This window comes from Pseudonocardia sp. ICBG1293 (genome assembly GCF_020131355.1).
Lineage (GTDB): Bacteria > Actinomycetota > Actinomycetes > Mycobacteriales > Pseudonocardiaceae > Pseudonocardia.
Genome location: NZ_JAHLEL010000001.1, coordinates 24,017 through 47,286 on the forward strand (window position 1 = coordinate 24,017; position 23,270 = coordinate 47,286).

Consider the following 23,270-nt stretch of genomic DNA (forward strand, 5'->3'; position numbering starts at 1 on the left):
CAGCACTGCGTGCGGGGTCGATGGTTCCGGGTAGGCAGTCCAATCAGGCGAACGCGACGAAGACCTCACGCGGTCCGGAGAACGGTAGACGGCCGTGCATTACGGCTCGGTTGTCGATCAGCAGCACGTCGCCGGCCTCCCACTGCACCGGCACTGTGCACTCGGTCAGAGTTCGGCTGATGACCTCAACGTAGTCGATCGGGATATCCGTCCCGTCCCCGAAGATCGCGCCGTAGCCGATACGCTTACGCCACCGGTCCATGTTCGTGGCGTCGGGAGTGACGCTGTCGTCCTTGCGCCAGATGTGGGCCTGGTTGAACCAGACCTCACGACGATCGGTGCCGACAAGCAGCGTCCCCGGCGTTCGGTTGGTGGTGAGCAGGCCCAACTCGGTCCACTCCGACGAGGTGTAGGTGGACTCGCACAGCGCCGTGACAGCGTCACGATCGTCGGACTCGAAGGTCTCCGACCAAGACTTAACCCCGCTCGCGTCGCCGCTGACGTGGGGGAGATGCTGGACATAGATGACGCCTCGGGTGTGAAAAGCCTCGCGGATCTCCGCAGGAAGCGCCTGATAGACTCGATGCCCGTCGATGAGCGTGGTCGCACCGCCCTCATCCGCGGGGCGACTGCAGCCAAAGCACAGGGTCTTCGGGTGCCACGGCGCGTAGGACAGCTCGTTGTGCGCTCGGAGGAGCCTCGATGGACTCGGCCCGGCCGCGTTGTAGATCAGGCCCTTCTCGGCTTGACGTGGCGAGTCACCGCCTCGGTACGGGGCAAGTTGGCCGAGCAGGCTCTGCGCGACGCCCTCGAACTCCTCGACGGTATACACTTCAAAGTCTCGGAAGAGCACTGCACCGGCTGAGTCCAGTAGATCGCGGATCTGAGTCCGCTCTGCAGGACCCAGGTCCTCGAGCGCATCGACCGGGCGCGCAGCATGGCCACGGCGTCGGGCAATCGGGGGGAAGCCGTCCTCAAGGACGAATACGTCGAGTGTGTCGGCAGTCGTCATGACATCCATTCGTGGTGATCGTGGGCATCGAGAGCTTCCCCGAGTGCGGTCAGGAACGCGTGGTCGGTCTCGTCGTCGTGGACCAAGGACAAGGTCACGAAGCCCGACCTTCCGATATAGACATTGCGCTCGAGAAGCTCGTGAAACAGAAGCTGCACACGCCTCCGGTCGATTCCGGCGAGGTCCGCCGCACTACGGATCGGTCGGTCGGTCGGATGGATACTCATTAACGAGCCCCAGCCGGTTGCCTGAAATCCGCGTGTGCGGAGCAACTCATCGGCGTGCTTGCGCAATCGCTCTCCGCGCTGGTGCAAGTCGTCGAGGCGCTCGGCGGTGAGGACCCGTCCGAGCATGGCGGCCGCTGCCGCCATAGAGAATCGGTTGTTATTGAACGTCCCGGAGTGGTCAAAGTGTGGTTCATGAGAACGGTCGAGTAAGCACATGACATCCTCGCGACCACCGACGGCTCCGAAGCCCAGCCCGCCGCCGATGTATTTCCCGACTGTGGTCAGATCAGCGTTGATTCCCAGAGCTGACTGGGCGCCGCCAGGCGTCGTCCGCGATGTCTGCACCTCGTCGAAGATCAGAACTACGCCATGATCGGTGCACAGGTCACGAACCCCCTGCAGGAAGGTTGCATCACCCGGGATCCGCCCGCCGGAGCCGAGCATCGGCTCGAGCAATACGCAGGCGAGGCGGCCCCCGTAGGCACGGAAAGCCGAGGTGACGGAGTCGAGATCGTTGTAGTCGCAGATCGTCAACTCAAAGGGGACATTGAGCGAGTCGCTGCCGCGAGCAAAGCTGAGGAATCCACCATGGTATCCGCCATCGAAGCCGAGCACCGTGGTGTGCCCCGACGCCTTCGCTGCCAAGGACACCGCTACCAGGTTGGCCTCGGTTCCGGAGCTAGTGAATCGGACGCGATCCATCGACGCATACCGCTCGCACAAGAGACGAGCCACCTCGGCCTCCACGGGCGCGACCGCGCCGAACGACCACCCGCTGACCAGGACTGACTCGACCGCCTCGCGTACCTCTCGCGGATTATGACCCGCCAATCCCACGCTGTAGTCACCAAGGTAGTCGAGATACTCATGACCGTCGACGTCCCGGAGCCGGCAGCCCCAACCGGACTCGACGGCGAACGGGAACGGCGTGAGGTCCAGGACCGACCTCGTAGTTCCTGACGGCAGGAATCTCGCCGCCGAAGCGTGTAATCGCGCGCTCATCGGACGACGTTGCGCATATCTGGCGTGTGCATGCTGTAGAGCGTCATCCAGCACGGCGCGGCTCCATTCCTTGGGAGGTGTCGCCGGTCGGCACACCGCCTGTGCCCATTGGCAATAAAAGGAAGGGTTCCTGGTGGTTCCCCTGGAGGTCGTGCGGCGCCTCCAAAACGGAACGTAGGAACGACACATCAGCTGGTATGAGCGCCAACTGGGCGCTATACCCGTTCAGATCGCTCGCAGACACTCCGAGGCTAGTAGCAGTTCGCTCAACCTCGGCCTCGTAGCGTTCAGTTGCTGGCAGGGCGATGCCCGCTACATCTGCGAGCCAGCGGATCGTCCGTAAGCCCGGGAGATCCTCGCGAACGAGCCGTGAGTGTCGCAACTCTGCGAGTGAGGCGCATGATGTCGAGCGATAGATTTCTCGGCAAGACTGCATCATCTCGTAGAAATCCGACCGGTACGGCAGTCCGTACTGGCGCTCGATGATCTGAGGAAAAGTCTCGGTCTCAACGCCATAGGCCTGGGCCAGCTGGACCCGTTCCTCGTCGAGCTGAGCGAGCAGAGGGGCGAGGTTGCGGTCGATGCCGTCGGTGTAGTGCAGGTAGCGGTGGCCGGCGTGAGTCCGGGCGAGGTTGCGGGCGTAGAACGCGACCCCGACATGAATGATGTAGCCGAGCGGGTCGAACAGCAGACCGGTGCCTGAGCGCACCACGATCTCCGGCCACGACGTCCTTCCGATTCGCTCGCCCAGCGGGAACAGTTCTCGGAGCCGCGTGATTGCTATTTGAGGAGTGCGCGAGTACACCGAGACGTTCACCGAGAGCTTGCGTTTGAACGTGATGTGGGCACCGGCGACCCGCGTTCCGTAGAAGGAGTCCTCGACCAGAACGATCGAGGCGTCACGGAGTTGCGGCGTGCCTCGCACCCAATTGGCGACGACGGGCTGCCCGCCCTGCCCCGCGCGGACGAACGTGATCACTTTTCCAGCCAGGCTCCTGAGCCCGGCAATACGTCTCAGCAGCTCGAGCCGTAGCACAGGGATATCCGGGACGGTCACGATGATGTGATCGGCTCGACTCAGGAGTGCGTCGGCGCACGGACTATGGAGTGATTCGAAGTGATCTGCTCTCAACCTCACGCTGTCCTGCTCCCCGTCGAGCAGATTTGTCCGAGTGATCGTGCCTGAAGCCCGCGCCTGGGCGTTCTCTCGTACGAACAGCAGCGTGGGGTGCAGGTCCTGGTGCTCTTCGAGGCAGACCAGGTCGGTGAGCAGTGTGAGGCCGACGTGTCCCCCGCCAATCACGACGATACCCGACATCGAGTCAGTACTCGAGCGAGATCATTGTGCGGCCGTGGTGTTCGACGATCTCGTCGGGCACCACGTATGAGCGCAACAGAAGCCGACGGCAAGCACCTGTGTCGATTGGATCGCGTCCGTGTAGACAGTGGTCGTTCGGGATGATTAATGCCTCGCCCTCGCGCGCCGCATGTCCGTGGAGTCGGCCGACCTCCAGCGCGGTCGCGTGGAGCTGCTGATGGGCGGCATCAGCGGCAGCACGCTGTTCCGGGGCCAGACCGGAGATTGGGGTGAAGGCCGAGAAGTTGAGCCGCACGACGACGGCTCCGTCAATGAACTCGATCAGCGGCATCTGACGCACCCGCTCGTAACCCCAGCCCAACGAAGAACCTGCTCGTGCCTCGAAGATCGGCAAACACAGTACGTCGACGACGTCGGGGGCTAGTCGCTCGACGACCGTGCGGGCCGGGGCGAGAAGCGTGCAAGGCACCGCTCCCTCGGCCACATGCGGTACCAAGACCAGCGTCCGGGGTCGACACACGTCGTCGGCCCACGCGAGGTCGTTGTGCATCGCCAGCAGGTCGGTACCCGAACTTTTCTCTTTCGAGAGTTCAGTCGGGCGGATATCGGTAATGTAGGACCCGTTGTAATCGCTGTAAGCGACGGGGACCCCGACCGTGCGCCCGAGAAGAAGTGCCAAGATCTTGCTGTGCTCGACGTCGTCGAACCGCGGGAGATGATTCACCAAGACGGGCTCGCCCTTATTGGCATCGCAGAACGCACGCACTCGGTCGATCGGCGTCACGACGTGCTCGCGCAGGAAATTCAAGTAGCGGTATTCGGTCTGGCCGGGACAGTTCTCGTGCACCTTATGGACGATCTCCTCCACCAATGCCTGTTCGGTGTCGTCCAGCACGATCCGGGCGTTCGGTCCTGTTCTAGGCATGAGTCAGCTCCTTCGTGAGGTTCGTGATCTTGTCTCGCGAAAGGACGACACCAGCCAGGCGGTCTCGAACATGTGCTGCGCTAGGCAGCATCCCTCTAGGCTCCGGCCACGGGCGGGCTCGGTTCGACTGTTGGGGCGAGCACTTGAGGTGACGTAAGCACAGCTTCGAACCTAGCGCAACTGTCAGTTGATTTTCTGACTTGACTTCAACTGCTCGTTGTCTACGCTGGTCGGGAGACGACTACGGCTCCAGCAGCTGGGAGGCAGAGAGTGACTGGCGCAAACACCGATGACGGCGGGATGCAGCGCCCCCCTCGCCCCGTCGTCGAGCAGGCCTCGCTCGCCGACGAGCAGGTATCACTCCTGGGCTCCCGTCTCGATCGACTGTTCCGGATGCGAAGCGGCGACAAGAGGCTCACCAACAAGGTGGTCGCCGCCGAGATACAGCGGCGTCGACCGGGACTGCGGGTGAGTGGCGCTTATCTGTCCGCCCTTCGCGCAGGAACTCGGGTCAATCCGTCACGAGATCTCTTGGTGGCGCTCGCTGAATACTTCGGCGTCTCGCCCAGCTACTTTCTTGACCGAGACGAATCCGACCGCATCACCGCGCAGCTCGACACCCTTGAAGAGCTGCGCGCCGCAGGTATCCGAGGCATCGCGATACGAGCTATGGGACTGTCGAGCGAGAACCTCGAGGCCATTACCTCAGTCCTCGATCAGGTTCGCAAGCTCCAGGGGCTGCCCCCCGTAGACGGGGAAACGTGAGATGGCGCATCGAAGTGGACCTAGCCGGCCGCAACAGCCGAATTTTCGCAGCCTGCGGCGGCGAGCTCGGTCCCTGGTCGAATCTCTCGACTTGCCAGACCCGTGCGACATGTCCGCGCTGCAAAAACGGGTCAGCACGGTGCGAAAACGCCCTGTCGAACTAATAGGACTCGACGTAAAAACCAGCGGACTGAGCGGCTTGTGGGTCGAGACTGCGGAGATCGACCTCGTCGTGTATGAGGCGTCAGCCGGGTTTCAGCACCGCATTCACATCGTTGCCCACGAGTTCGCCCACATGCTGTGCGGTCACACGAGTACAAAATCGATGACCGACCAAGTGATTGCGCTCCTGTTCCCCGATCTCGACCCGACCTTTGTCCGCGGGATGTTGGGCCGAGGCGGTTACGATGACCGCGACGAGCAGGAAGCCGAGGTCGTCGCGACGGTGCTACTGGAGCGCCTTGCTCGCAACGAGCAGCCGACGCTGGTAGCTCCTTGGTGCGCGGAGACCGACGCGCTGAAGCGCATCTCCCGGTCGCTGCGCAGAGATTGGCTCGAGAGGTAGGTGTTGTGGACGAAATCAAGGACTGGACGTTCTTGTCGTGTGCTGTGGTCTGTTTAATCGCAGACGTGTACCTAGCAGTAGGACTGCGAGGTCGCGCGGAGGATCGATCGTTACAAATGCTCATTCTTGCGTTTGCAGCCAAAGCCGTATCCTTGACTTTGTCGGCCCCGACAGTTGCAACCTTCATTGATCAGATTGTCGGAGTTCCGAACGTTAATGCCCTCGTTGTGCATTTGCTCGGCGGCGTTGTCTACAGCACTGGAATGTTAGTTGCGCTGAGCTACTGGGCCTACCCAGTGGAGCGAGCGCAGCGTCGAGCGATTATTTGGATCGTGCTTTCGGTGATCATGTCCGGAGTGCTGATAGATATGTGGTTGGCTGCGACCAACACCGTTACAGCCCGCTCCGGAAGATACCTACTAGACAACCTTGAGTTACCGTCGGTTGCAGTTTATCTCTTGCTTTACATCGCTTCTTTTGTCGCAGGACTGCTTGGGGTGCTATTAACGTGCCTACGGTATGCGCGTGTCGCCACCGGTGCGTGGTTGCGGCGCGGCCTGTACGTTTCCGCGTTCGGCGCTTCTGTCTATCTGCTGTACTGCGTTCATCGAGTCGTTGGCGTGATGCTTCCGGGCCTGCGCGCCGACTTCCCGGACATCGAATTGGCAACGCCTTTGTGCGTTGGTGTCGGCGCCCTGCTCATAGTTGTGGGTTTCACTCTGCCGTCGTGGGGTATCAAGCTGTCGGCTGCGGCTCTCTGGTGGCGCGACTATCGCAATCATCTTGCGCTCTACCCACTGTGGTCCTCGCTCTACAGGCAAGTTCCCACGATCGCCCTCGACCCGCCGCGCTCACGGTGGGCCGACTGCCTGCGGGTACGCGACGTCCGCTATCACCTCTGTCGTCGCGTCGTCGAGATCCAGGACGCCCGGCTCTCCCTTCAGGCCGACGGTGGCCTCTCTGTTCCTGCCGGTCAGCCCAGACTCGCTGATGAGGTGGCTTGGCTCGTGCACATGTCGCGATCCACATGAACGAAGCCCGAGGATTCTCTTCGGCGCGACCTACTCACCCGCATCACACTGGCGGCCGCACCGTAGCCCGGGCTCTCGCGGCGGTCGAACGGCTCGGCAATAGGCTTCCAGACCCGTTCTGGTTGTTCTGGATGCTGGCCCTCGCAGTCATCGTGCTCAGCGCCGCGCTCTCGACCACCGGGTTCGCCGCCCGGAACTCGAGTGGCAGGCTCCTGCATGTCCGCAGCCTGCTCAGCTCTGATGGTGTTGCGATGATGGTCGGTGGCGCGGTCCGGAACTACGCGAGCTTCCCTCCCTTAGCCACTGTCATCGTCGTGCTCCTCGGTATCTCGGTGGCGGACCGCAGCGGACTCATCACTGCGCTCCTGCAGCGCATGGTGCTGCAGGTCTCGGGCCCCTCACTGACCTTTGTCCTGTCGCTGACCGCCATGGTCGGCCACGTTGCCGGCGACGCTGCTTACGTGACACTGATCCCGATCGGAGCGATGGCGTTTCAGGCAGCCGGGCGCAGTCCACTCCTCGGTTGCGTTGTCGCGTTCGTGTCCGTCTCCGCCGGCTACGACGCCTCTCCCCTGCTGACCAGTACCGACGTCCTACTCTCGGGCATCACGACCGCAGCGGCAAACACAGTAGACCCCGGCCTGGTAGTGAGCCCTCTGTCGAACTACTTTTTTGGTCTCGCGTCTTCGCTTCTCATCGCTGCAACTATCACCGTGGTCGTAGAGACTGTGCTCGCCCGGTCACCCGGCCTCGGCCATGACGAGACCGCGGGTTTGAAAACAGATGCTGCCCACGCGCCCAATGAGCCAAACAACCGGGAGACCCGTGGACTGTGGGCGAGCGCTGCGGTCGCACTCGGCTTCGTTGTCGCCCTCATTCTCGTGGTGCTTCCATCAGGCTCGCCGCTGCGCGGGCCCGGTGGGAGCCTGACCCAGTCTCCACTGATCACCGGGATCGCCCTGGTGCTCGGGGTGTTCTTCACCGCTGTCGGCCTGGCCTACGGCCTGACGACCGGAACGTTCACCTGCGCTCGTGACGTTGTCGCCGCGATGAGCGACGGCGTTCGCTCTCTGGCGCCAACTTTGGTCTTGTTCTTCGCAATCTCGCAGTTCCTCGCCTACTTCACCTGGACCAACATAGGTGAGATTGTTGCCATTAGGGGTGCGGAAACCCTAACCAGACTAGGAGCACACGAGTGGCTGGTGCTCGTCGGCGTCGCCGCTGTCATCACTGTGATGAACTTGTTCATCACCAGCGGATCAGCTCTATGGTCGTTGGTTGCTCCCGTCGTCGTGCCGATGCTGCTCCTAACAGGAATCCCTGCTGAGGCCACGCAGGCGGTCTACCGCGTCGCCGACTCGGCCACGAACTGCATTACGCCGATGAGTCCTTATTTCGCGATGGCACTCCGACACCTACAGACGTATCGCAAGACAGCGGGCATCGGGACTTTGGTTTCACTGACGTTGCCCGTTGCAGGTGCGGTCTGGATCGTGTGGATCCTCTTCTTCATCCTCTGGCATCTGCTCGGTATACCATTTGGTCTCTAGCCAGTAGGTAGCCACCAAGGCACGTAGCATTACCTTCTAAAGACTTAAGCCGAACGAGAAGAACGGTGGGATACGTTTATGGGTAGCCGAGGAACTCCGGGTGTTCACATCGGTGGCCGCGACATTCTAGTCGTAGGGCGACGACGGCTTGAGCTGGTGCACCGCATGGCCATCGACCCAAAACTACGAATCTCATTGATTACCGAAGCGGACTGCCTGTCAGTTTACCCACCTATGGAAGCCGTCGAAATCGTGCAGGACGTCCAGAATCTTGACGAGGTACGACAGGCCGCTTTAAAATTGGGTAGCCACCGCGATTTTGCAGCTATCGTCGCACCAGGCGAAAGCTCGATACCGACCGGTGGATACCTGCGTTCCTACTTTGGTATGGCCGGGATGTCGTTTGACGTTGCACACGCCTTCTGTAACAAGCACGCAATGAAGAATCGGTTGCGGGCCGCCGGCGTACCGGTCGCGGACGACCGCTTGGCCGAAACCAGCCAGGTGCTTCGGGAACGAGTACTTGAGAACGGTTTCCCCGCCGTCGTGAAGCCTGTTTGGAGCGACGGCGCGGCCCACGTTCACGTCGTGCGCGACAACGGCGAACTCGACGCACTCACCCGATCAGACAGCCCGTTCCTGCGCGAACAGTCGGCACCTTTCCTCGTCGAGGAGTTCGTCCAGTTCGACGAAGAGTTCCACTGCGACGGCCTCGTCTACGATGGCGAGGTCGTGTTTGTCGCGAGTTCTCAGTACATCAGACCTACTTTGAATGCATTCGGCCGTACGTACGGTTCATTCACGCTGCCTAGTAGCTCCCCCCATACCTATGCACTTAGAGAGCTCCACCGCCGTGCCGTTGCGGCCCTAGGGCTACAGAATTCAGTCACCCACATGGAGGCGTTCCGAACCAAGGACGGTTTCATGGTTGGCGAGATCGCTTGCCGACCGGGCGGCGGAGTTGTTCCTAGGCAAATGCTTGACGCTTATGGGTTTGACACCTGGCGCCACTTCATGGCGACAGAGCTGAACGAACAAATCGAATGGAGTCCGAGAGTTTCACCAGGAGTATGGTTGACAGTGCAGTTTCCGCTTCGGCGCGGAACCGTACGCTCGGTACCCGATTGTAATATATTCGAGGATGTTCCTGCAGTGATTGATACTGAAGTGCGAGTTCGCCCGGGACAGTGCATCGACGGCACTCTCTACGCGTCGTCGATGTCGGGGATGAGTCACTGTCATCTGTCTTCGATAGAGGAGGTCGAACCCCTGATAGAACTGCTCGAGACACGATTCACGGTCGAGTATGAACGATGAATGGCAGAGGTCATCCGGCTCAGTCGGCAGTGGAGGTGCGGACCAGTCCTGCAACGAGGTCGGCGCGCTCAACCATGAAGTCGATGAGCAGGTGCTCATCGTCGCTGTGCGCTCCGCCACCGACCGCACCGAGGCCGTCGAGGGTCGGGACCCCGAGAGCGGCGGTGAAGTTTCCGTCGCTGCCTCCGCCGACGTGGACATCCTCCACACCGGGGCAAAGTCTTCGTGCGAGGGCGATTAACTCGATCGCCGTCGAGCGTGGCATCGGGGGGCGTCCGATGCCGCCCGACACGGTCAGCGCAGCTCCGGGGAGGCGCGGGGCGAGCGCTGCGAAGCTCTGCTCAACGCGGGCCTTCTCCTCGTTGGTCTCCACGCGCACATCGACCGCGATCTCGGCGTATGCGGGAACGACGTTGTCGAGAGTCCCGGCTCTCGCCAGTGTGGGGATGACTGTCGTTCCGAGATCGGGTCGCCCTAGTGCAGCGATCTCGTGCACCTGATGTGCAGCTTCGATCAGAGCGTTGATGCCGGCCTCGGGTTCGAGACCGGCATGAGAAGCACGCCCGGTCACGTGGACCCCGAAGGTTCCACATCCCTTTCTACTCGTCTTGAGGGCGCCACCCACACCGGCGCCTTCAAGTACCAGAACGGCACGGCACCCCGTTGCGAGTTCCTCGATCAGCTCGCGGGAATGGTGCGACCCTGTCTCCTCGTCACAGGTAACCAACACCTTGACGTGGTCGAGCACTGGCAAACGGCTTAGCCCCTCCACACCCTGCACGATGCCACCGAGCATGTCGAACACACCTGGGCCGGTGACGATCCGATCGTCGACGGCGAAGGGGCGAGCCGCGAGCGTTCCGAGTGGGAACACAGTGTCGTGGTGCCCGAGCACCAGCACGCGGGTCTCGCCACCCCCATCCCACAGCACATGGGGTCCGACTTCGGTGTGTACCAGATGCACCGACCGACCGAGTCTCCGTTCGAGGAGGTCGGCGACGGCGAGCCCTGAGGACTGCAGTGACGTCGGATCACCCGAGGGAGACTCGATCTCAACGAGCTGGCGAAGATCGTCGAGCATAGACGTGACACGGGTGCCGTCTCGAACCAGCATGAAACCCAGCTTAGACGTCGTTTCAGAAGTGGTGGGCCCGGTTCTGCCGGTGACGGCGGGGCTGGCAGCATCGGCTGATGGTCGCGCCTCGTGTGTCTGAGAAGACGAAGATTTTCGAGTTGGAGATCGTCCTGACCGAGGTGGTGCCGGCGGTCCGGCGTCGGGTGCAGGTGCCGGGCGAGGTCGACTTGGCGGTGTTGCACGAGGTGGTGCAGTCAGTGATGGGCTGGACGAACTCTCATCTGCACGAGTTCGAGATCGTCGGGCGCCGCTACGGGATCCCAGACCCGGACTGGCCCGGACAGGATGTCGCCGACGAGACGAAAGAGAAGCTGTTTCGGCTGGTCAAGGCTGGTGACCGGTTCGGTTACGTCTACGACTTCGGTGACAACTGGGCCCACGAGATCACCGTCGAGGCGGTCGCGGCCGTCGAGCCGGGAGTGTGCTATCCGCGATGCGTCGCCGGGCAGGGGGCGTGCCCGCCCGAGGACGTCGGCGGGATCGGGGGGTATGAGGACTTCCAGGCCGTGCTCGCCGACCCTGACCATCCCGACCGCGCCGAGCGCCTGGAGTGGGCGGGCGGGCCGTTCGACCCGCACCGCTTCGACCCTGACGAGGCCGACCGGGCCTTGGAGTGGCTGGCCTGGCGGCCGCTGGCCCCGACCTCGTAGGCGAGTGCCTCAGCGAGGGCTGGGTCGACCATCACTTCGGCTTCGGCTTCGGCTTGGTGAGGCGGCGGTGGCAGATCAGGGCGCAGGCCAGCGATAACAGCGCGGTGATCGTGGATTCGGCGCGGTCGTAGCGCAGCGCGAGGCGGCGGAAGTCCAGCAGCCAGGACATGGTGCGCTCGACGACCCAGCGGACCCGCCCGAGCCGGGTGGAGTCCTCGATCCCGCGCCGGGCGATCCGCACCCCGATCCCACGCCCACTCAGGTAGCGGCGGCAGCGGGGATAGTCGTAGCCCTTGTCGGCGTGCACCTTGTCCGGCCGACGTCGCGGACGCCCCGGCTGTCCCGCCCGTTCGCGGACGCCGGGGTTGGTGTCCAGCAGCGGGGCGAGCATCCGACTGTCGTGGGTGTTCGCCCCGGTGACCAGCGCATGCAGCGGGAGCCCGCCTCGGTCGCAGAGCACGTGGTACTTGCTGCCCGCCTTCCCGCGATCGGTCGGCGAGGGCCCGGTGGCCTCGCCGCGGCGCTTGGCCCGCACGCTCACGCTGTCCACCGCCGCCCGCGACCAGTCCAGCAGGCCCTGCTGGGCGAGGCGGTCGAGCATCACCCGGTGCAGCTGGGCCCAGACCCCGGCCTGCTGCCACTGCCGTAGCCGCCGCCAGCAGGTCACTCCGGACCCACAGCCGAGCTCGGCGGGCAGCGCGTTCCAGCTGATCCCGGTCTTGAGCACGAACACGATCCCGGCCAGAGCGGCCCGATCCGGCACCCGCGGACGGCCTGTCCGTCCCCGCTTGTGCTTGCGCGGCTTGGGCAGCAGCGGCTCCACCAGCGCCCACAGCTCGTCGCTCACCAATCGCTCGACACAAGATCGCCGCGCCACGACCGGACATGATCAGCTACCAGCGCCGATCCACACAGGACCGACACGCCGACTTCTGAAACGACCTCTTAGAGGTCGTTTCAGAACGACTTGTCGAGTTTCCATTGACCCCTCGACGACAGATCAAACGGCAGGTCAGATAGCCGCTTGTCGTCTACAACAGACACGTCGACCTCGTTCTGAAATGACCTCTTAGACCGCCATTGCTCAGATACCCCTCCACGCCCACACAGCCCGAGCGCACACGTGCACACATGCACGACGACGGCAAACAAAGATCACGGGGCCGCTCGACGGGCCCGCTGAGCACTGGCGAACAGCTCCCGGGCTTGCTGGCGGCCGATCGTGGTGGAACCGGTGCACCGCGGCTGCTGGGCGGGCTCGTTGAACTGCTCGGCCAGACGCGCCGCGCGGCGGCGGCGCTCGTCCGGGTCGACGGCCTGGACGGCGGCGGGCAGCTCGTGCTCGCGGCCGGTCCATGCGGCGAGCCGGTGCCCGATCACGGCCAGCGGGTCGCGGGCACCTCGGATCGCGTCACCTCGAGACTCTCCGGGCCGGTCAGGGTGGTGGTCGATTGCATAGAGCAACCCCGCCACGGACCAGGCAGAGTGCCACCAGCGCGCCAGCATCGCCGACGCCTTCCACACCGGGACACGGCGGACCCCTGCTCGGTCCAAGACCGTCTGCGTCGCGGCCAACCGCTCTTGGCTGTCCCTGGCTCGGTCTCGACCCGGCCAGGCTCGCCGCTTCTGTGAAGCGCGCTTCGCGCCCTCGTGCACAAGGGTTTGAGTGCTTACGCAAGATGCGGGGGGGTTGCCATTTTTGTCCACACCATGAGCCGCCGACTCCCTCCTCCGGGTAGGGGCCGGCATGCCTGTCTGGGCAGTGAAGACGTAGGCCGGAGCGCGGTTGGTAGTGACGCCTAGGAACTCAGCCGTGGCGCCTCCCTCGACGCAAACCAGGAGCCCGACCTGGGCGGCCCAGGCAAGGACTCGGCTCACCGTCCGTGTGCTGACTGCAGCCCGTTGAGCGGCCTTATCGCGGGTCGCGCCGGTGACCAGGCCGGTTCGCCAGTCCATCGCCTCGACGAGGGTGAGCAGAATCGCGCGGCTGGTTCGAAGCCGGTCCGCACGCCACAGTTCCTCGTCGAGCATCTGGTCCAGCCATGCACGAGCTTCGTGCTGGTCAGTGACCACGACTCGACCGGCCGGGACCCGGCCGCGCCAACCCGGGTGCACTGCGAAACCCCCGGCTCGGACTCGGCGAGCTGCCCGCCGACGGCCGTAAACGGCACGTCGGCATGCCCTAGGTACTGGAGTGCGGGGAGACGTCTCTGCCCGGTCTCGGCGGTGTGGTGCGTGCGTAATTCTGCGCGCAGGGGTTACTCTGGGCACGCGACAGCGCCCCTTCTCATCGTCGGGAGCGCGACAGCGCCCCTTCTCTTCGCAGGGAGTTGGGAACCGCCCCGGTACGCCAGGGCACCGACGTCGCTCGGGTGCATGACCGAGTGACGTGAGGATTCGAACGAGGCGGCCCCGGCAAGGGCCGCCTCGTTCTGTTTATGAGGCTTCAGTCAGCGGCAGCTCCGGTTGCGCACGACGACTCACGGGGAACCGGGCCTGATCCAGGTTGGTGAGACCGACCTCGATCAACGCAGCAACGACGCGTGACTTCGGGATGCCGAGCTCGTCGGAGAGGGCGTCGACCTGGTCACGGACATCCGTCGACACACGGCCCCACACCATCTCTGGCTGGCCTATCGACGGTCTCCCCCGCGGGTCCTTCCTCCGGCTCATGGCGCCGGATCATGCCGTAGAGCTGTTCCAACAGCCCCCGGACACGCCGTCCGCTCGCGGATTTGTGCAAAGAGCTGCAACCTCAGACCTCGTAGATGAGCTGGGTGCTAGCGACGACGAGCCGCTCCGAACGAGCGGGGTCCTCCACTCCGTCGACCAGTGGAGTGCGCGTTACTACTAGGAGGGGAGATCCGACAGGCACTCCGAGGCGGTCTGCGTCGTCCTTGCCTGCGGGAGCCGCCTCAATGCGATCGACAGCCTTGGCGTGCTCGCGTGTGGCACGTTCGATCTGGATGGGAGCAGTTCTCTCCGCGACAAACCAGCCGGTGCGGGGCCTCGACTCCACTAGCCCCTCTCGAACGAGCTGATCCATCGCAGCTCCCACCGTGCCTCGGGCTACACCGAACTGGTCAGCGAGCACACGCGCCGAGGGCAACTGATGCCCGGGTCGGTACTCACCTGCACGAATTGCTGCGCGGACCTCCGCTGCGATCGCCGGGCGTCCCCTCGACTCAGCCACGAAAGGCAGCCTAGGCCAACTGGCATAGACATAGGCGCTCATGTCGCCTAGCCTGGCACATGCCAGTTGGCACACGCCAGTCTGGTCCGGCCCGGACCGCGGCGGGGATTGGGCCCCCGCCGCGGCATAGGCCGATCTCGCTGCCTCTGATAGCTGGGAGAACGACCAATGGACAGGATGACACGCGCAGTTGTCTGCGCCGCGGATCCGGAGCGGATGTTTCCCGTCGCGGAGTCGGGCAAGGCAGGGCGGCCCACCGACGGGGAGCGGCGGGCTCTGCGGGTGTGTGGTCGCTGCCCGCTGCTTGCCGACTGCCGGTCGGTGGTGCTCGGGATGGAGCTGCCGTACGGCGTTGCGGGTGGGCTCACCGCGGCTGATCGGCGCGCGGTTCGCGCCGAGGGGCGCACCGGGACGGAGGCGGCGTGAGCACCCCGGCGGACACTCAGGCGGCGGTTGCGAACTGGGGTTGGTCGACGGCCGAGACCCCCGATGAGAGCGCTGCGCGCGCACGTCACTGGTGGAGCCGGACGTGGCCCGCGCTGCTCGCCGTCAGCACGGTCGGCGCGGTGGGTGTTCCGGCCGCTGTCGCCTCCTATCGACACGCCCGCGACGTCATCGCGACCAACGGCGACCCGGTGATGGCGCCGTGGCTGCCGCTGAGCGTGGACGGGATGCTCGTCGCGGCGTTGGTCGTGATCTGGGTGCGCCGTCACCGCGGCGATCCCGCGGGTGTGTTCCCCTGGCTCGCGTTCGGCTTCGGCATGGTCGTCACGATCCTGGCCAACCTCGCCGCAGTCGCCCAGCCCAGGCCAGAGGCTGTCGCGGTGGCGCTGTTCCCGCCACTGGCTCTGGCGATCACCTTGGAGCTGGTCGCGCTTGTCGCTTACCGGTCCGGGCCGCGACGGGGCTCGATCAGTCGGCCCGTCGTTGCATCGGACGCTCCGGCTGGGCCTGGGGAACCGATCGTCATCGGCTACCTGGACGAGGTCGAGGAACGCGAGGACGACCGATCGCTGGACTGGTGGGCCGAAGCTCCTGATGCCGCGGCGGCGCCGCGTTCGGCTGCCGCCGAGCAGTCTGATGGTGTCCAGCGACGAGCTGCTCAGGTCGACGAGGCGCCGGAGGCCGGCCGAACCGCTGAGCCCCGTGTGCAGGCCCTTGCCCGACGTCTGAACGCGGGTGAGGAGCTGACCGGGCGCTCGGTAGGAGCCGAGTTCGGCGTCTCGGACCGTACGGGCCGACGCCTCATCCGGCAGGCGGCCGACCTGCGACACCGCGCCTCCGGGGACGCGGCTCCGCTGGCGCTGGTCTCGGTAGGAGGTGCTTCCTGATGCGCTCCACGTTGTCCAAGGTCAAGCGGGTCGCGGCGGTCTTCGCCGTCGCTGTGCTCATCACGGCGTACGTACCGGGAGTCGCCCAGGCTCTAACGGTGCTGCTGGCTCCGTTGGCACACCGGTTCCGGCCGCTCCTGCTTGTGGCTGGCGGTCACGCGCTGCGGGTCGCGCGCGCTGTGGGCCCGTGGCTGTCTCCACGTCCTGCGCTGGCTCGGTGGCGCGGCGTGCAGGGGGCTGGGCGTCCCGTACACGGTCTGTCGCCGATCTCGCTGCCTCCGACCCGTTGGTTGAGGTGATCGCGATGCTGACCGATGCGGAGATCCGGTCCCGGCACCAGGTGCTCGGCGGTGGCGGCCTGGCCGTCGCCGTCGGGTCGGCGGGCCTGGCCGCGGCGCCGGTGTGGGAGTCACTCGCCGGGCTCGTCGATGATGCTGCGCTCGTTGGGGGCGCCGTCGGCTCCCTCGCGGCGGCCGGAGCACTGGTGCACCACCGGTGGCACTTCCACCCGGCACGGGTGTTCCGGCGTGAGCTGGGCGGTCAGGATGGGTGGCTGTCCAACCGTGATGTGGCGGAGCAGGCGGGGGAGCGAGGCGTCCGGCTGACCGCGGCGGGGATCTTCCGTGACCGCGACCCGTTCACGGCACCGCTGCACTTCTCCGGCTGGGAGGCCGGCCGTCTGGTCTCCGGACCGGCTCACCTGCGGCTGCGCCGCACGCGGGTGTACGCGCCGTGGACCCGGGGGGTCGGAATCCTCGGCCCGCAGGGCTCGGGCAAGAGCCAGTATCTGACCCGGCTGGTTCTCGATGCTCCTGGTGCGGCTGTGGTGACCTCGACCAAAACGGAGCTCGCTCGGGCGACGATGGCGCTGCGGCGGACGACCCGCGGGCCGGTCGCGGTCTTCAACCCCGAGGCCCTGGCCGGGGTCAGCTCGACATTCCGGTGGGACCCGGTGGCGGGGTGCGAGGACAGCGCTGTCGCGTCGGCTCGCGCTGCGGCGCTGGTGCGGGGCTCCGGCGGGGTCAACGGGGTCGAGGACGCCTCGTACTGGTCTGGGCAGGCCGAGCTGATCCTGCGGGGCTGCCTGATGGCCGCGGCGATTGCCGGGCGCCGCATGGACACCGTCGTTTCGTGGGTCAACACCCGCTACGAGCCGCGCGGCACCGTTCCGGTCCCGGTCGAGATCCTGACCCGTGCGGTTCAGGCTGGGACGGCAGCGGTGGACGCCACGCTCCCGGGCATGCTGCGCACCGCACTGACCCAGAACGAGAAGACCGCGGCGACGGTGATGACCAACGTGCACGCCGCGCTCGCGTTCATGCAGTCGCCGACGATCGCGGCCGCGTGCACCGCCACCGACGGCGACACTCTCGATCTGGGGGAGTTCCTCGCTGCGCACGGCAGCCTCTACCTGGTCGGCGGCGCGAACGACAACCGGGTGGCGCCGCTGTTCACCGCCCTGGTGGAAGCGGTCTTCGCCGAGGCGCAACGTGCGGCCGCCGAGGCGGGCGGGGTGCTGCCGACGACATGCACGTTCCTGCTCGACGAGGTCGCGAACCTGACCCCGGTCCCGCTGGATCGGTGGGCCGCGGACTCTCGCGGGTGGGGCATCACGGTCGTCGGGGTGTTCCAGTCCTTGGCTCAGCTGTCGACCCGCTGGGGCCGCGACGCTGGGGACGTGATCTGGCAGAACCTGCCGGTCAAGGTCATCCTGCCGGGGGTGTCGAGCACCGATGACCTTGACGGTCTGGCCTACCTCGCGGGTAAACGGCGAGTACGGCACGACACCGAGGGAGAGTCTCAGGGCGACGGTCGCCGGTCCCGGTCGGTGTCGGTGAGCCGCCCTCGGGAGCTGGTGGTGGAAGGTGACGTCATCTCCCGGATGCCCCGTCACCATGCGTACGTGCTTGGCCTCGCACCGCGGCCCGCAGTCGTGCGCTACACCCCCGGCCACGAGCTGGTCGCGACTCGCAGGGCGATGCTCGGCCTGGCCCACGACGCCACGTGAGCATCCTGGACACGATCCACCCGACGTCGGCAACGGAGGTAGCTGCGTGAGCGCCGCGGACAACGTCCGAGACGAGATCATCGCCGATCTCGACGCCCGGACTCGACGTCACGGCACCGTCCTCGACGAGCTGCAGGGGACGCTCGGCGGCCTGGGCGAGACCGTCACCGAGTCCGCGGGCCTGCTCGCGCAGGTCATCCCGCGTCTGGACACCCTCGCCGAGCAGGTCGCGGAGGTCCGGGGCCGGGCATCGACGAGCGGTGACGGGGGGACTGGTGGCGAGGAGGTCGTCAGCGGTGTGGTGTGGGAGACCCTGAGCGCAGATGAGGCGGCGGAGGAGTGGACACGGTTGGCGACGTGGGTCGCCGACGTCCTGGGTCCTTGGTACGAGGTGCCTCGTGGGCATCTGCCCGACTGCTGGGCTCTGCACCGGCCGGTGGTGCGGTTTCTCTCCGCGCTGCACACCACTTACGTGGCGGCCTACAGCGGCTCGGCAGCGTCGGCGGCCGCGGTCGCGGACTGGCAGAACCGGTGGCTGCCGAACGCGCTGAGTGCGATCTTCGCCCACATGGCCCCGCGGGAACGGGTCTGCTCTCCGGGGCGGCACGACGGCGCGGGCCCCGACGGCGCGCCGGTGCTGTCTGGGAATGGGTTCCGGGAGACCGGCCATCCGGTCCGGCCCGCGACAGAGCTGGAGCAGCTCCAGGCCGAACTCGGACGCGAGACCGTGTACCTCCGGGATGATCCGATCCGGCCGGAGCACTGGGCGCCGTTCTGGCGCCGCGCGGTGGACGCTGACGTTGCCGCACGCCGTGCCCGTGAGGCCGGCTGATTTTCGCTTGTGGGGGTCGCCGTAGTATCCGGGAATAATCGGGCGGATATGGCTGGGTAGGCTCCTGACCAGGGGGTTTCTGGGGTTCTGGTCGGGAGGTTGTCGGGTGGTCGCTCCGGTGTTCACAGACGTCGAGCTGGAGAGGCTGCGGCGGTTCCCGGAGATCGGCCGGGAGGAGTTGTTCCGGTTCTTCACGCTGGCCCCGGCGGACGTTGCGTTTGTTGATCCCGGTCGGGGCCGGGGCGCGGCGGATCGGCTGGGTCTGGCGGTCGCGGTGTGCTCGTTGTCGTGGTTGGGGTTCGTGCCGGATGAGGTGGCGTCGGCGCCGCAGGCGGCGGTGGTGCGCCTGGCTGAGCAGTTGCGCGTGGATCCGGCCGTGATCGGTTCGTATGGGCGCCGGGCGAAGACCCGCACCGAGCATCTTCGGCTGGCGGCGCAGTATCTGGGGTGGCGGCCGCCGACGACGCTGGAGATCAAGGAGCTCGACGAGTTCCTGCTGGCGCGGGCGATGGAGCATGATTCGCCGACGCTGCTGTTCCGGCTGGCGTGCGAGTTCCTGATCTCGGCGCGGGTGATCCGGCCGGGACCGGTGACGGTGGTCAAGCGGGTCGCCCACGCCCGCGAGGTGGCCCGGCAGGAGACGTTCGACCGGTTGGCGCACGAGTTCACCGACGCCCGCCGCGTCGGGCTGGACGGGCTGCTGGTGGTGGATTCGGAGATCGGGATGACCCGGCTGCGGTGGCTGGGGAAGGGGCCGGTGGAGGCCTCGCCCGCGGCGGTGAAGGCCGAGATCGCGAAGCTGGAGTTCCTGCGCGGAATGGACGCCCACGCGTTGGACCTGTCGGTGCTGCCGGCCGAACGCCGCCGGTTCCTGGCCACGGTCGGTCGCCGCCTCACCGCCCAAGCGCTGGAACGGCGGGAGCCGGAACGCCGGTACCCGATCTTGCTGACGTTGCTGGCCCAGTCGGCGACCGAGGTGCTCGACGAGGTGGTGGCGCTGTTCGACCAGGCGCTCTCGGCGCGGGAGAGCAAGGCCGCGCACAGGATGCGGGACTATCTGGCCGAACGCGCCAAGTCCGGGGAGGACCGCCAGGAGCTTCTGGACGCGATCTTGGCCATCGTGGCCGACCCGGCGGTGCCGGACGGCGATGTCGGCGGTCTGATCCGGGGCGAGCGGGTCGGCTGGGACCGGCTGCGTTCGGCGCAGTCGAGCGCGTTGCCGCCGCTGCCGCGCGATCACGGGCACCTCGCCGCGCTGGACGGCTCGTACGGGTACCTGCGCCAGTTCACCCCGAACGTCCTCGACGCCGTGACCTTCGCCGGCGGCACCGCCGCGGCCGAGCTGCTGGAGGCGGTGGCGATCCTGCGGGAGCTCAACGCCACCGGCGCCCGCAAGGTCCCCGACGACGCGCCGAGCGGGTTCGTCCCGGCCCGCTTCCGCGGCTACCTGGACACCGCCGCGGCGAACCGCAGCGCGACGGCGTATCGGCATTACTGGGAGCTGTGCGTGCTGCTGGCCCTGCGGGACGGGCTGCGCACCGGGGACGTGTTCGTGCCGGGCAGCCGCCGTTACTCCGACCCGGCCGCCTACCTGCTCACCGAGGACAAGTGGGCGGATCAGCGGGCGGAGTTCTGCCGACTGGTCGGCAAACCCTCCGACGCCGCCACCGGCCTGGCCGAGGCCGAAGACGAGCTGCACACCGCGCTGGGCAAGCTGGAAACGACGCTCGCCCACGGCGACGGCCCGGTCCGCCTGGACGACGACGGCGATCTGGTGATCTCCCCGCTGACCGCGGAGGACATCCCGGCCGAGGCGAGAGCGTTGAAGGCGGAGCTGACCGAGATGCTGCCGTTCGCGCCGATCGTGTCGCTGCTGATCGAGATGGACAAGCGCACCGGGTTCCTGGACTGCTTCACCCACGCCGGCGGCAAGCAGGCCCGCACGCGCGAGCTGAAGCGGAACCTGATCGCGGTGTTGCTCGCCCAGTCCACCAACCTCGGGCTCACACGGATGGCGGACGCGTGCGGGATCTCCTACGACATCCTGGCCTGGACCGCCGAGTGGTACGTACGGGAGGAAACGCTGCGGGCGGCGAACCTGGCGCTGATCGGCTACCACCAGCGCCTGCCGCTGACCCCGGTGTTCGGCACCGGCACGCTGTCCTCTTCGGACGGTCAGCGGTTCCCGACGCGAGGTAAGTCGGTCACCGCCAGGGCTCTGAGCAGGTATTTTGCGCACGAGGGCCTGTCGACCTACACGCACGTGACCGATCAGCATACCACCTACGGCACGAAGATCATCGTCGCCACGAAACGCGAGGCGCACTACGTCCTGGACGAGATCCTCGGCAACGCGACCGACATCCCGATCACCGAGCACGCCACCGACACGCACGGCGTCACCCTGGTCAACTTCGGGCTGTTCGACCTGCTCGGGTTGCAGCTCTCACCGCGGATCCGGGACCTGGGCAAGATCACTCTCTACCGGACGGGTGCGAAGGCGGCGGCCGAGACGGCGTTCCCCCTGACGGGGCCGCTGTTGGCTCGCAAGCTCAACACCGACCTGATCGCCGAGCACTGGGACGACCTGCTGCGCCTGGCCGGGTCGCTGAAGTTCGGGCACGCCACCGCATCGCTACTGGTCGGGAAACTCTCGGCGTCCGGGCGGCAGAACGCGCTCGCCGCGGCGCTCAAGGAGTACGGCGCGCTGCGCAGAACCGTCTACACCGCCCGGTACCTGTCCGATCCGGCCTACCGGCGCAAGATCTCCCGGCAGCTGAACAAGGGCGAGTCGCTGCACGCGCTCAAGCGGGACCTGCTCTACGCCCACGAGGGCATGATCCGCGCCCGACACCTGGAGGGACAGACCGAGCAGGCGTGGTGCCTCACCCTCGTCACCAACGCCGTGGTCACCTGGACGACCGAGTACTACGGCCTGGCCGTCGAGCAGATGCGCGCCGCCGGTCGCCGCATCGACGACGAGGTCCTGGCCCACATCTCCCCGGCCCACTCGGAGAACATCAACTTCTTCGGCGCCATCGAGGTCGACATCGACGGCGAACTCGCCCAACTCAGCCCGACCGGCTACCGACCACTACGTGTCCGCGACACCCTGTTCTGATCAGGTTCGCCGTCCTCACGACGCGACGCCCCCGTCATCGGGCAAGTTTCACTCACTGGCCAGCCACCACAGCACCCATCGTCGCTGCTCAGACCCACTGTCGTCTCTGGCAGCGCACTCCGTGGCCACTGCTGTCGAGACGAGTCCATGGTCGCTTCCGCCTCGATAGATTGAGACACGCGATAATCGCGGCTTATCTGACCTATCCCCACGAACCACGAGGTCACAGCCCTGCATCCTCCATATCCGCCCGAAAAATTCCGGATACTACGGCGCCCCCTTGGGGCGTCGTCGTGGCGGGATGACCCACCCGCCTCCTCCTCATCCTGGAGCGGAGGCCCTCCCCGGAGGGGCCGCCGGAGGCGCACTAAACAGGTGCAGTTGTGCACACGCGCACGACTGCACAAACGCATTCGTGCGTTTACGTGCTCGTGTGTGAATACACGAGTGCGGCTGTGCGATAGTGCGCCTTGTGCGCTACGCGATCGCGAACAACAAGGGCGGTGCGGGCAAGACGACCGTTGCCCTCTGTCTGGCTGATGCGCTCGCCGCGCGCGGCCGCCGCGTCCTGATGGTCGACATGGACCCGCAGGCGAACCTGACCCGTCGACTCGGCTACGCCGAATCCGACCTCTCTTCGATGGTCACCACCTCGGAGGTCGTCCGGGAGAACCGCACCGGTTGCGCTGCCGAGGCTGTGATCGGGTGCCGGTGGTCGGTGCCGTGGGCGGAACGGATCGATCTGGTCCCGTCTCGCTTCGACCTGGAGAACCGAGTTCCGGAAGCCGGACAGCTCGGGGCGCACCTGCGCCTCGCGCGCGGCTTGGACGGTGTCACCGACGACTACGACGTCGTGTTCCTGGACTGCCCGCCGTCGCTGGGGCATCTCACGCAGCTGTCGTTCGCTGCGGCGGACGGGGTGATCGCTCCGGTGGTCGCCGAGTACGACCATGTCGCCGGCGCAACCCGGGTCCGTGACTTCCTGACCGCCAGCGCCCAACATCTCGACCGGCCGAGCCTGGCTCTGGTCGGGGTGATCGTGAATGCCCAGGACCGGCGCCGTGGGCTGCACACCTGGCACCTGGGCAGCCTCCGGGACTTGTTCGGCGACCTGGTGTGGACCCCGCCTGTGCCGTCGCGTTCGGTCCTGGCCGAGGCGATGGACGCGGCCGAGCCGTTGCGGGCTCAGACCGGATCGGTCGCCCGGGACCTAGTGACAATCTTCGATGAGCTGGCCGACCGTTTGGAGTCCACGAATGCCGCCGCGTAACCGTCAGCGTCCGGGTGG

20 protein-coding genes are annotated in these 23,270 nt (G+C 66.1%); 12 read left to right on the forward strand and 8 right to left on the reverse strand.

The features are described from left to right. Positions 1-43: 43 nt before the first annotated feature. The 4 genes from KPF47_RS00115 to KPF47_RS00130 are packed head-to-tail and all read right to left on the reverse strand — an operon-like array spanning position 44 to position 4,454. A complete protein-coding gene (locus tag KPF47_RS00115) occupies positions 44-1,012 on the reverse strand; it encodes a TauD/TfdA family dioxygenase (protein ID WP_224386168.1) in 969 nt (322 codons plus the stop codon). Further along, positions 1,009-2,295: an aspartate aminotransferase family protein gene (locus KPF47_RS00120; protein WP_224386169.1), complete on the reverse strand. Its 1,287-nt coding sequence runs from the start codon at positions 2,293-2,295 to the stop codon at positions 1,009-1,011. The genes KPF47_RS00115 and KPF47_RS00120 overlap by 4 nt, the downstream gene beginning before the upstream one ends. Then, entirely contained in the window at positions 2,285-3,559 is a 1,275-nt protein-coding gene (locus KPF47_RS00125; RefSeq protein WP_224386170.1) for an NAD/NADP octopine/nopaline dehydrogenase family protein, read from the reverse strand. The genes KPF47_RS00120 and KPF47_RS00125 overlap by 11 nt, the downstream gene beginning before the upstream one ends. A gap of 4 nt (positions 3,560-3,563) precedes the next feature. Beyond that, the gene (locus KPF47_RS00130; RefSeq protein WP_224386171.1) at positions 3,564-4,454 is read right to left on the reverse strand and encodes a TauD/TfdA family dioxygenase; all 891 of its coding nucleotides are present in this window, start codon (positions 4,452-4,454) and stop codon (positions 3,564-3,566) included. Between the two features lie 330 nt (positions 4,455-4,784). Between KPF47_RS00130 and KPF47_RS00135 the strand changes: the two genes are divergently transcribed. The 5 genes from KPF47_RS00135 (at position 4,785) to KPF47_RS00155 (ending at position 9,712) form a co-directional block, all read left to right on the forward strand. After that, on the forward strand, positions 4,785-5,249 hold the full coding sequence (locus tag KPF47_RS00135) for a helix-turn-helix domain-containing protein (RefSeq protein ID WP_224386172.1): 465 nt from the start codon (positions 4,785-4,787) through the stop codon (positions 5,247-5,249). Positions 5,250-5,358: 109 nt separating this feature from the next. After that, a complete protein-coding gene (locus tag KPF47_RS00140; RefSeq protein WP_224386173.1) occupies positions 5,359-5,814 on the forward strand; it encodes a hypothetical protein in 456 nt (151 codons plus the stop codon). A 5-nt stretch (positions 5,815-5,819) separates the two neighbouring features. Beyond that, complete coding sequence (locus KPF47_RS00145) at positions 5,820-6,845, forward strand: MAB_1171c family putative transporter (RefSeq protein ID WP_224386174.1); 1,026 nt, start codon at positions 5,820-5,822, stop codon at positions 6,843-6,845. Then, positions 6,842-8,395: an AbgT family transporter gene (locus KPF47_RS00150; RefSeq protein WP_255658828.1), complete on the forward strand. Its 1,554-nt coding sequence runs from the start codon at positions 6,842-6,844 to the stop codon at positions 8,393-8,395. Before KPF47_RS00145 ends, KPF47_RS00150 begins: the two co-directional genes overlap by 4 nt. A 165-nt stretch (positions 8,396-8,560) precedes the next feature. After that, positions 8,561-9,712, forward strand: a complete 1,152-nt coding sequence (locus KPF47_RS00155) for an acetyl-CoA carboxylase biotin carboxylase subunit family protein (RefSeq protein WP_224386176.1) — start codon at positions 8,561-8,563, stop codon at positions 9,710-9,712. Positions 9,713-9,731: 19 nt separating this feature from the next. Here KPF47_RS00155 and KPF47_RS00160 read toward each other — a convergent pair whose 3' ends face one another. After that, on the reverse strand, positions 9,732-10,826 hold the full coding sequence (locus KPF47_RS00160) for a M20 family metallopeptidase (protein WP_224386177.1): 1,095 nt from the start codon (positions 10,824-10,826) through the stop codon (positions 9,732-9,734). Positions 10,827-10,903: 77 nt separating this feature from the next. Here KPF47_RS00160 and KPF47_RS00165 point away from each other — a divergent pair, with 77 nt between their 5' ends. Then, positions 10,904-11,497, forward strand: a complete 594-nt coding sequence (locus tag KPF47_RS00165; RefSeq protein ID WP_224386178.1) for a plasmid pRiA4b ORF-3 family protein — start codon at positions 10,904-10,906, stop codon at positions 11,495-11,497. Positions 11,498-11,528: 31 nt separating this feature from the next. Here KPF47_RS00165 and KPF47_RS00170 read toward each other — a convergent pair whose 3' ends face one another. The 3 genes from KPF47_RS00170 to KPF47_RS00180 all read right to left on the reverse strand — a co-directional run bounded on the left by KPF47_RS00170 (position 11,529) and on the right by KPF47_RS00180 (position 14,732). Then, positions 11,529-12,374 carry an IS5 family transposase gene (locus KPF47_RS00170; RefSeq protein ID WP_224386179.1) on the reverse strand — a complete coding sequence of 282 codons (846 nt, stop codon included), beginning with the start codon at positions 12,372-12,374 and terminating at the stop codon, positions 11,529-11,531. Between the two features lie 278 nt (positions 12,375-12,652). Continuing rightward, positions 12,653-12,877, reverse strand: coding sequence for a hypothetical protein (locus KPF47_RS00175; RefSeq protein WP_224386180.1), 225 nt, complete (start codon positions 12,875-12,877; stop codon positions 12,653-12,655). 1,375 nt (positions 12,878-14,252) lie between these two features. Next, entirely contained in the window at positions 14,253-14,732 is a 480-nt protein-coding gene (locus tag KPF47_RS00180) for a GntR family transcriptional regulator (protein ID WP_224386181.1), read from the reverse strand. 135 nt (positions 14,733-14,867) lie between these two features. Here KPF47_RS00180 and KPF47_RS40700 point away from each other — a divergent pair, with 135 nt between their 5' ends. The 6 genes from KPF47_RS40700 to KPF47_RS00210 all read left to right on the forward strand — a co-directional run bounded on the left by KPF47_RS40700 (position 14,868) and on the right by KPF47_RS00210 (position 23,252). Then, on the forward strand, positions 14,868-15,116 hold the full coding sequence (locus KPF47_RS40700) for a WhiB family transcriptional regulator (RefSeq protein WP_224386182.1): 249 nt from the start codon (positions 14,868-14,870) through the stop codon (positions 15,114-15,116). Beyond that, the gene (locus tag KPF47_RS00190; protein WP_224386183.1) at positions 15,113-16,021 is read left to right on the forward strand and encodes a DUF2637 domain-containing protein; all 909 of its coding nucleotides are present in this window, start codon (positions 15,113-15,115) and stop codon (positions 16,019-16,021) included. The genes KPF47_RS40700 and KPF47_RS00190 overlap by 4 nt, the downstream gene beginning before the upstream one ends. A 304-nt stretch (positions 16,022-16,325) precedes the next feature. Next, entirely contained in the window at positions 16,326-18,029 is a 1,704-nt protein-coding gene (locus KPF47_RS00195; RefSeq protein WP_224386184.1) for a type IV secretory system conjugative DNA transfer family protein, read from the forward strand. A 46-nt stretch (positions 18,030-18,075) separates the two neighbouring features. Continuing rightward, a complete protein-coding gene (locus tag KPF47_RS00200; RefSeq protein WP_224386185.1) occupies positions 18,076-18,861 on the forward strand; it encodes a hypothetical protein in 786 nt (261 codons plus the stop codon). Between the two features lie 118 nt (positions 18,862-18,979). Continuing rightward, positions 18,980-21,982 carry a Tn3 family transposase gene (locus KPF47_RS00205; protein WP_224386186.1) on the forward strand — a complete coding sequence of 1,001 codons (3,003 nt, stop codon included), beginning with the start codon at positions 18,980-18,982 and terminating at the stop codon, positions 21,980-21,982. Positions 21,983-22,454: 472 nt separating this feature from the next. After that, positions 22,455-23,252, forward strand: coding sequence for a ParA family protein (locus KPF47_RS00210; protein WP_224386157.1), 798 nt, complete (start codon positions 22,455-22,457; stop codon positions 23,250-23,252). Positions 23,253-23,270 lie beyond the last annotated feature (18 nt).

Bases quoted from the DNA above. Each gene is read 5' to 3' on its own strand.
- KPF47_RS00125 (WP_224386170.1), bottom strand. From the start codon at position 3,559: ATGTCGGGTATCGTCGTGATTGGCGGGGGACACGTCGGCCTCACACTG.
- KPF47_RS00155 (WP_224386176.1), top strand. From the start codon at position 8,561: ATGGCCATCGACCCAAAACTACGAATCTCATTGATTACCGAAGCGGAC.
- KPF47_RS00115 (WP_224386168.1), bottom strand. From the start codon at position 1,012: ATGACGACTGCCGACACACTCGACGTATTCGTCCTTGAGGACGGCTTC.
- KPF47_RS00195 (WP_224386184.1), top strand. From the start codon at position 16,326: ATGCTGACCGATGCGGAGATCCGGTCCCGGCACCAGGTGCTCGGCGGT.
- KPF47_RS00180 (WP_224386181.1), bottom strand. From the start codon at position 14,732: ATGAGCGCCTATGTCTATGCCAGTTGGCCTAGGCTGCCTTTCGTGGCT.
- KPF47_RS00150 (WP_255658828.1), top strand. From the start codon at position 6,842: ATGAACGAAGCCCGAGGATTCTCTTCGGCGCGACCTACTCACCCGCAT.
- KPF47_RS40700 (WP_224386182.1), top strand. From the start codon at position 14,868: ATGACACGCGCAGTTGTCTGCGCCGCGGATCCGGAGCGGATGTTTCCC.
- KPF47_RS00140 (WP_224386173.1), top strand. From the start codon at position 5,359: ATGTCCGCGCTGCAAAAACGGGTCAGCACGGTGCGAAAACGCCCTGTC.
- KPF47_RS00165 (WP_224386178.1), top strand. From the start codon at position 10,904: ATGGTCGCGCCTCGTGTGTCTGAGAAGACGAAGATTTTCGAGTTGGAG.
- KPF47_RS00160 (WP_224386177.1), bottom strand. From the start codon at position 10,826: ATGCTGGTTCGAGACGGCACCCGTGTCACGTCTATGCTCGACGATCTT.
- KPF47_RS00135 (WP_224386172.1), top strand. From the start codon at position 4,785: ATGCAGCGCCCCCCTCGCCCCGTCGTCGAGCAGGCCTCGCTCGCCGAC.